General features: G+C 57.1%; 6 protein-coding genes. 3 read left to right on the forward strand and 3 right to left on the reverse strand.

Going from position 1 to position 7,987, the window contains the following annotated elements:
* The 3 genes from B2R17_RS16220 to B2R17_RS16230 all read left to right on the forward strand — a co-directional run.
* The coding region (locus tag B2R17_RS16220) for an MATE family efflux transporter (RefSeq protein ID WP_286764797.1) at positions 1 to 665 on the forward strand (665 nt) is incomplete at its 5' end.
* 86 nt (positions 666 to 751) lie between these two features.
* Complete coding sequence (acnA, locus tag B2R17_RS16225; RefSeq protein WP_286764798.1) at positions 752 to 3,457, forward strand: aconitate hydratase AcnA; 2,706 nt, start codon at positions 752 to 754, stop codon at positions 3,455 to 3,457.
* A gap of 17 nt (positions 3,458 to 3,474) precedes the next feature.
* Positions 3,475 to 5,055: a polyamine aminopropyltransferase gene (locus tag B2R17_RS16230; protein WP_286764799.1), complete on the forward strand. Its 1,581-nt coding sequence runs from the start codon at positions 3,475 to 3,477 to the stop codon at positions 5,053 to 5,055.
* A 162-nt stretch (positions 5,056 to 5,217) separates the two neighbouring features.
* Here B2R17_RS16230 and B2R17_RS16235 read toward each other — a convergent pair whose 3' ends face one another.
* From B2R17_RS16235 to B2R17_RS16245, 3 genes are all read right to left on the reverse strand, one after another.
* Positions 5,218 to 5,559: a tetratricopeptide repeat protein gene (locus B2R17_RS16235; RefSeq protein ID WP_008662125.1), complete on the reverse strand. Its 342-nt coding sequence runs from the start codon at positions 5,557 to 5,559 to the stop codon at positions 5,218 to 5,220.
* 98 nt (positions 5,560 to 5,657) lie between these two features.
* The gene (gene ispG, locus B2R17_RS16240) at positions 5,658 to 6,806 is read right to left on the reverse strand and encodes a (E)-4-hydroxy-3-methylbut-2-enyl-diphosphate synthase (RefSeq protein ID WP_286764800.1); all 1,149 of its coding nucleotides are present in this window, start codon (positions 6,804 to 6,806) and stop codon (positions 5,658 to 5,660) included.
* A gap of 184 nt (positions 6,807 to 6,990) precedes the next feature.
* The gene (locus B2R17_RS16245; RefSeq protein ID WP_286764801.1) at positions 6,991 to 7,887 is read right to left on the reverse strand and encodes a polyphosphate kinase 2 family protein; all 897 of its coding nucleotides are present in this window, start codon (positions 7,885 to 7,887) and stop codon (positions 6,991 to 6,993) included.
* Between the last annotated feature and the right edge of the window lie 100 nt (positions 7,888 to 7,987).

Consider the following 7,987-nt stretch of genomic DNA (forward strand, 5'->3'; position numbering starts at 1 on the left):
CGGCGGGTTTGATGTACGTGACCGAAGCGGGCGGCTTCACCGTCATCGTTTTGCAAATCGGTCGACTTGGTGACGTTCCTCTGCAAGCCACCACGATGGCGATCAATTTCAACATGATTGCGTTCATCCCCTTGGTCGGCATGTCGATCGCCGCCTCGGTTTTGGTTGGTCAGCACTTAATTCGAACCGGCCCCGGTCCCGCGATTCGGTGTGTGATCGCGGCATTGATCGTTGGCTGGGCGTATTCGTTGGTCTGGGCGATCGCTTATGTGTTCGCACCTGGTGGCTTGATCGCGTTGTATTCGCTGTCGCCGACGGGTGTGGACAGCGAAGTCGCGTTTGAGATTGCGGAGAAATTGCTGGGCTTCGTCGCGATCTACGTGATTTTGGATGCGACTCAGCTGATTTTGGCGGGAGCCTTGCGCGGGGCGGGCGATACCTGGTTCGTGTTGTTGGCTGGGCTGGCGGTGTCGTTTGGGGCAGTGATTGTGGGTGCGGTGTGGCAACCTGTCGCGGCTCGTTATCAGGACCCGGATGGGCAGGCGACGGCATTAGTGGCGTTGGATTGGTGGTGGTGGGTGATTACGGGTTGGGTCTGCACCCTCGCAATCGTCATGGCCGGACGCTTTTTGCAGGGCAAATGGCAACGGATGCGGATGGTTTGATTCCACCACTACGGTTTTCCGAGACGCATTGCTAAACTGTTGGCCGCTCGGCACTTTTCGGCAATTCGACAACAGGAAACCATGCAGTGACTGCGGATATCTTCGGCGCACGCGAACAATTTGAAACCGGATCCGGCTCTGCAGCGATGTATCGCTTGGAGACGCTCCAGAAACGAGGCTTGGGGCAAATTGACCGCTTGCCGTTCTCGATCCGCGTGCTGTTGGAAGCCGTGCTGCGAAACTGCGACGGTTTCCAAATCAGTGAGGACGATGTCAAAAACCTCGCCGGTTGGGATGCGAAAGCGGTTGCCCCTCACGAGGTGCCCTTCAAACCTTACCGAGTTGTCTTGCAGGACTTCACGGGCGTTCCCGCCGTGGTCGATTTGGCCGCGATGCGTTCGGCCATGGAACGAATCGGTGGCGATCCGAACAAAATCAATCCGCTGATCCCAGTCGACTTGGTCATCGACCACTCCGTGCAAGTCGACTTCTTCGGCAGCGATGGTGCGTTGGTGCAAAACGTCGAGCGTGAATTCGAACGCAATAAAGAGCGTTACGAGTTCCTCCGCTGGGGCCAACAAGCGTTCGATAACTTCGGCGTGGTTCCACCCAATGTCGGGATCGTTCACCAAGTCAACTTGGAATACCTCGCTCGCGTTGTTGCGATGGGCAAAGACGAGCAAGGCCCCGTGGCGATGCCCGACACGCTGGTCGGCACCGACTCGCACACGACCATGATCAATGGTTTGGGTGTTTTGGGATGGGGCGTTGGTGGCATCGAAGCCGAAGCCAACATGCTCGGTCAACCGCTTTACATGTTGATGCCTGAAGTCATTGGTTTTGAACTGACGGGTGAATTGCCATCCGGTGCAACCGCGACGGACATGGTGTTGCGAGTCGTCGAGATCCTGCGTGCCGAAGGCGTGGTGGGCAAGTTTGTGGAGTTCTTCGGAACGGGCATGAACGCGATGAGCGTCGCTGACCGGGCCACGATCGCCAACATGGCGCCCGAGTACGGTGCCACGATGGGATTCTTCCCCGTCGACGACCTGACGCTGCACTACATGCGTCAAACCGGTCGCAGCAAAGAAAACGTCGAACTGGTCGAACGCTACTGCAAAGAACAAGGTTTGTTCCGTCTCGATGACGCACCGACACTGAACTACACCAAAATCGTGTCGCTCGATTTGTCGACGGTCGAACCCAGCATGGCTGGACCGAAACGTCCACAAGACCGTGTGCCATTGGCCACGATGAAGAAGGCGTTCAATGAATCGTTGACCGCTCCCGTCGGTGCCTCCGGATTCGGGTTGGCTCCTGAGGATCTGAAACGCACCGGACATGTTTCGAACAACGGTGCCAGCTCGGACATCACGCACGGCGCCGTCGTGATCGCAGCCATCACGTCTTGCACGAACACGTCCAACCCATCGGTGATGGTTGGTGCGGGATTGTTGGCCAAGAAGGCTGCGGAACGCGGTTTGACCGTGCCGGCTCACGTGAAAACGTCGCTGGCTCCTGGTTCGCGAGTCGTGACGGATTACTTGAACAAAGCCGGTTTGTCCGAGTCGCTCGACAAGCTCGGTTTCAACACCGTCGGCTATGGCTGCACGACCTGCATCGGTAACTCAGGACCTTTGCCAGAAGCCGTCGCCTCGGCCATCCAAGAAGGCGACTTGATCGCATCGGCCGTTCTGTCCGGCAACCGAAACTTCGAAGGTCGGGTCAATCCGCTGACAAAGGCCAACTACTTGGCCAGCCCACCGTTGGTCGTTGCTTACGCTTTGGCCGGAACGACTGACATCGACCTGAACACCGAACCGCTTGGCAAAGATGCAAGCGGCGAAGATGTGTTCCTGAAAGACGTTTGGCCATCGGCCGAAGAAATTCGCGAAACCATCGCGTCTTGCATGCAGCCCGAGATGTTCACCAACGAATACGAAGCCGCCGTGTCGGGCAACGACATGTGGAACGCCATCGAAGCGGCGGGTGGAGCGTTGTATCCGTGGGACGAAAAGAGCACCTACATTCACCACCCACCGTTCTTGGACAGCGTCACCGCGGAAGCCGTGCCGGACATTGCTCCGATCAAGGGTGCAAAGGTGTTGGCATTGCTTGGTGATTCGGTCACGACCGACCACATTTCACCCGCCGGTGCGATCGCGACCGACGGACCTGCCGGACGTTATCTGCAAGAAAACGGTGTGCCGATTCGCGAATTCAACTCGTTCGGTTCACGTCGCGGAAACGACCGCGTGATGGTTCGTGGCACGTTCGCCAACATTCGCATTCGCAACCAACTGGCACCCGGCACCGAAGGCGGTGTGACCCGTTACTTGCCAACCGGCGAAACGATGAGCATCTACGATGCATCGATGAAGTACCAAGCGGACGACGTGCCGTTGATCGTTCTGGCCGGCAAAGAATACGGGACCGGCAGTAGCCGTGACTGGGCCGCCAAGGGAACGATGATGTTGGGCGTCAAAGCGGTCATCTCGGCCAGCTTTGAACGCATCCACCGAAGCAACTTGGTCGGCATGGGCGTGTTGCCTTTGGAATTCGCCGAAGGCGGTTCGTGGCAGTCACTCGGTTTGACCGGTGAGGAAAGCTACGACATCGATGGCCTGTCCAACGACCTCGAGCCTCGTTCGTTGATCACCGTCGTCGCCACGGCGGACGACGGCACGAAGACCGAATTCCAGTGCCGCGTTCGCATCGATACTCCGGTCGAGCTGCAGTACTACCAAAACGGCGGGATTCTGCCGACGGTTCTGCGAAACCTTCGCGGTTGAGCTTGATTGACTAGCCAGTGATCCATCGCGCCCCGTTGCACCTGCTGTACCTCAACGTGCTCGTCATTGCGACGTGCGGGTTGATTTACGAGTTGTTGGCGGGGACGTTGGCAAGCTATCTGCTGGGTGATTCGGTCACCCAGTTTTCGCTCATCATCGGTGTCTATCTGTCCGCGTTGGGCTTTGGTGCCTGGTTGTCCCAGTACGTGACAACCAAGCTGGCTCGCGTGTTCATCGAAGTCGAATTGGCCCTCGCGTTGTTGGGCGGTTTTTCGACTCCGCTTCTGTTTCTCGCGTTCCCGATGATCGAGTGGTTTCAGTGGTTGCTCTTTGGCAGCGTGATCGTGATCGGAACGCTGGTGGGATTGGAGCTCCCGCTGCTGATGCGGATTCTCAAAGAACACCTCGAGTTTGAAGAACTCATCTCTCGAGTTCTCGCGTTTGACTATCTGGGAGCCCTGTTCGCTTCGCTGCTGTTTCCCATCTTTCTGGTCCCAAGACTGGGGCTCAATCGAACCGCGATCGTGTTCGGGTTGCTCAACGCATTGGTCGGATTGTGGGGGACGTATTTGCTGCGTCCATTGCTTGCGAAGAAGGGGCTGGACGGACTTCGAGGGCGTGCTTTTTTAGTCATTGGTTTGTTGATCGCTGGCTTCATCAAAGCTGACTCGATCACCAGCCTCGCAGAAGAGAACACGCTTGGCGGGCGAATCGTTTACGCCGACACCTCGCCGTATCAACGCATCGCGGTGACTCGCAACGAAAAAGGGTTTCAGCTTTATCTGAATGGGCACCTGCAGTTCAACAGTGTCGATGAATACCGTTACCACGAGGCACTCGTGCACCCAGTCATGTCCGTTTGCAAAGACGCTCGTCGAGTGTTGGTGCTTGGCGGCGGCGACGGATTGGCCGTTCGTGAGATCTTGCGATATGACCACGTCGATTCGGTCACGTTGGTGGACCTGGACCCCGCGATGACGCGTTTGGCGACCCAGTTCGAACCGCTTGCGGAACTGAATGGTCGATCGTTGGAAATGGACCGTGTCTCGCTGGTCCATCGAGACGCGTTCTTGTGGGTGGGCGAAGGCGACGAGCAGTTTGACGCCGTCGTGATCGACTTTCCCGATCCAGGCAACTATTCAATCGGAAAACTGTATTCTTCGCGGTTCTACTCGATGCTGCGTAAGCGGATGACTGATGAGGCTGGATTGGCGATCCAGTGCACTTCGCCGCTGGTGGCCCCGAAGTCCTACTGGTGCATCCTGCGGACGATGCAGGCGTCTGGGTTTGACGTCACGCCCTATCACGCACCGGTGCCAACGTTTGGCATCTGGGGGTTTGCTCTCGCCCGGCACGCCCAAGACCCGGAGCAGGCAGAAGGCCCAGAACAGGCAGAAGACCCTGAGTCCGGATCCAACTGGCAGCTGCCGCCTCAGTTGTCGGCAGAGATGACCGACCTGCGATACCTCACGCCGTCGACGATGGCCAGTCTGTTTGATCTGCCAGCGGATCAACAGCCGCGAGATGTCCCGCCGAATCGACTGAACGATCAAATCCTGGTGCGTTTGTACGACGAGGAATGGGGCCAAAACCAGTAGCGTCACCGTACCCGAATTCGCCCAGGATTCGGAGCATCACCGTAGCCGGATTCGCCAAGAATTCGGAGCCATCCTAGCGGGACGGCGCCACTTCCTATTGGCCGTGGGACGTCAGTCCCAGGTTCCCTCGGTACTGCCGTCACTCACAACGTCGGGCAAGCTCTACATCGCGTTGAGTTGCTGAGCCCGTGCCATCGCGTCTTCCGCGGCGGCGATGTACGCCTGGTTCTGCGTTCCCGCCCAAGCCCGTTGGTAGGTGACGCTCATCGCGGTGAAATTGAACGCGTCCTCGGGTTCCAACTCACAAGCCTTCTTGCCGTGGGCGATCGCTTCGTCGTGTTGGCCAGTTTTGGTGTACACGCGAGCGAGTGCCAGGTGTGCCAGCACGAAGGTCTCATCTTCTTCTACCAATGGGGTCAGGCCCGCGATGGCTTCTTCGTATTTTTCTTCGTCGATGAGTTTTTCGACTTCGTTGTATCGTTCGTAAAGTTCGTCGCTGGCCATGGGGAAACTAAATCAGAGGACAGAATGGATTGAAATTGGATCCGATTAGTCGCAGTCGATTTTCGATCCGCGAATCGGCATTTGAATTGGTCGAGAAGCTATTGCTTGGCGGCGATCAGATCGTCGAGTTCCTGCTTCAATTTTGGCAAGATCTCGTCGTAACCGAACGCGCCCAAAGCTTCCGGGCCACGCTTTAGATTGACTTTTGCGGGCCCGCACCACAACCCGAGGTCCGCATCGTCGGTTTCGCCGGGCCCGTTCACTCGGCATCCCATCACCGCGATGGTGATCGAATACTCTTGAGCGAACGTGGTCATCTCCTTGACCTTCGCGGCCAAATCGATGAACGCTTCGTTTTCGACTCGCGAACAGCTGGGGCAACTGATGATGTTCAGTTTCGAATCGTCGAACTTCACCACACTGCGTACCCGCCCCGCGTGAATGTCCTCGACGATCTGTTTGCCCGCGTCGATCTCTTCGGGTTTGCGAGGGTTCGGCAACGTCAGCGAAACTCGGACGGTGTCCCCGATGCCTTTGCCGATCAATTGCTCAAACGCGATTCGCGTCTTGATGATGCCATCCGGCGGCATCCCAGCCTCGGTGACGCCCAAGTGCAAAGCGACATCGGGGCGTTTTTCAGCGAACAGCGTGTTCACCTGAACGACCTTGGACGGATCGCTGTCCTTCAGCGAAACGACAAAGTTGTGAAAACCCAGCGAGTCGACCAATTCGCAGTGCTCAAGAGCCGATTCCAACATCGGGGTGATGGAATCGTCGTGGTCGTACTTCTCTTTCTTCGCCGGGTCGACGCTGCCGCAGTTCACACCGATTCGAACCGCGCACTCGTTGCTGGCGGCGATATCGATGAGGTAGCGAACCTTTTCCTGCCAGGTCAGCTCACGGGCGTGGTGATACAAGTGGCCGGGGTTGTATCGAATCTTGTCGACGTGCGGAGCGACTTTTTCCGCCAATCGAAAGTTCTCTTGCAAATCGACGGCGAGATTGGCTTGCGTTTGCTTGCGGATCTCGGCCAACGCCTCCGCGTCCTTGTCGCTGTCGACCGCAATCCGGACGACTCCGGCACCGCGAGCGTGCAGGGCTTCGGCTTGCTCGACCGTCGCGTCGATGTTTTGCGTTTTGGTCGCCGTCATGCTTTGAACAGCGATCGGGTGACCGTCGCCGATCGTGATCGATCCGATAGTGACCGGGCGAGTCGGGTTGCGGCGAATTTTCATGAACGAAAGCAATCAGTCGAGAAAAGTGTGGTCGTTGTTGGTTGTGGCTGCGTCTTGCGAGCGACCGATCGGTCGAATCGTCATCGCCGGCGAATCAAAGTTCCTGCGATCACTCCTGTCGGAACCGTGAGTTTTCAGACGAATCCGCGTCTGACAAGGCACCCTGCTGGAGAAAACCGCAATCGAGCGTGGCGAATCACTCGTTCAGTTCATCCAATTCGCGTTCATAGAGCTGGCGGATTTCATCCAGATCAGCATCGATCTCCGGCAATTTCGGGTCCATGTCACGCAGCGTGTCACGAACGATCGCTGCCACCGACGCATCGCGGTACCATTTTTTGTCGGCCGGAATCACGTGCCAAGGAGCGATTTTTGAATGGCATTTCTCCATCGCGTCTTCGTATGCCTCGCGGTAGTCGCCCCATTTGTCACGAGCGGCGTAATCGCCCGCGTTCAGCTTCCAGTGCTTGGTCGGGTCATCGAGACGCTTTTTGAATCGCTCGAGTTGTTCTCGCGGGCTGATGTGCAGGTAGAACTTCAAGATTCGAGTGCCACGTTGAGCCAGCAACTTTTCGAAGTTGTTGATGATCTCATAGCGTTCCTTCCAAACTGACTTCGGAACCAAATCTTCCACCCGCACGACCAAGACGTCTTCGTAGTGCGAACGGTTGAAGACAGAAACCTTGCCTGCCGCGGGCGTCGCCTTGTGGATTCGCCATAGGAAGTCATGAGCACGTTCTTCCGACGACGGAACCTTGAACGGATAAGTCCGGCAGCCCTGCGGATTCATCTGGCCCAGCACCTTGCGGATCAAGCCATCTTTGCCGGCCGCGTCGGGAGCCTGCAGAACGATCAGCAGAGATTGCTTGCCTTCCGTGTACATCCGGTACTGTAAATCGCGAATTTCGATGTTCGCTTGGTGCGTGAACGCTCGACCATGAGCCTTGCCTTCGAACGGTCCTGAACACTCCGTGTCGATCTTTTTCAGCGACACCTTGTCACTCGAGAAAGGCAAACGATGGGCGTCGACGAAGTCAAACTTCGGGGCGAGATCCCAATGCGTTTCGTTGGTTGAATCTTCGTCCGTGCTCATGCTGTTCCTGTGGTGGAATGGAGTGGCTTCTCGTTGTTCTTGTTGATTCGGGACCTCGAAAACTTCACCCTCCCTCAGGGAGGGTCGAGCGAAGCGAGGG

Source organism: Rhodopirellula sp. UBA1907 (assembly GCF_002337565.1).
Lineage (GTDB): Bacteria > Planctomycetota > Planctomycetia > Pirellulales > Pirellulaceae > Rhodopirellula > Rhodopirellula europaea.

Coding starts and splice junctions, on each gene's coding strand:
- B2R17_RS16245 (WP_286764801.1), bottom strand. CDS start 7,887: ATGAGCACGGACGAAGATTCAACCAACGAAACGCATTGGGATCTCGCC.
- B2R17_RS16235 (WP_008662125.1), bottom strand. CDS start 5,559: ATGGCCAGCGACGAACTTTACGAACGATACAACGAAGTCGAAAAACTC.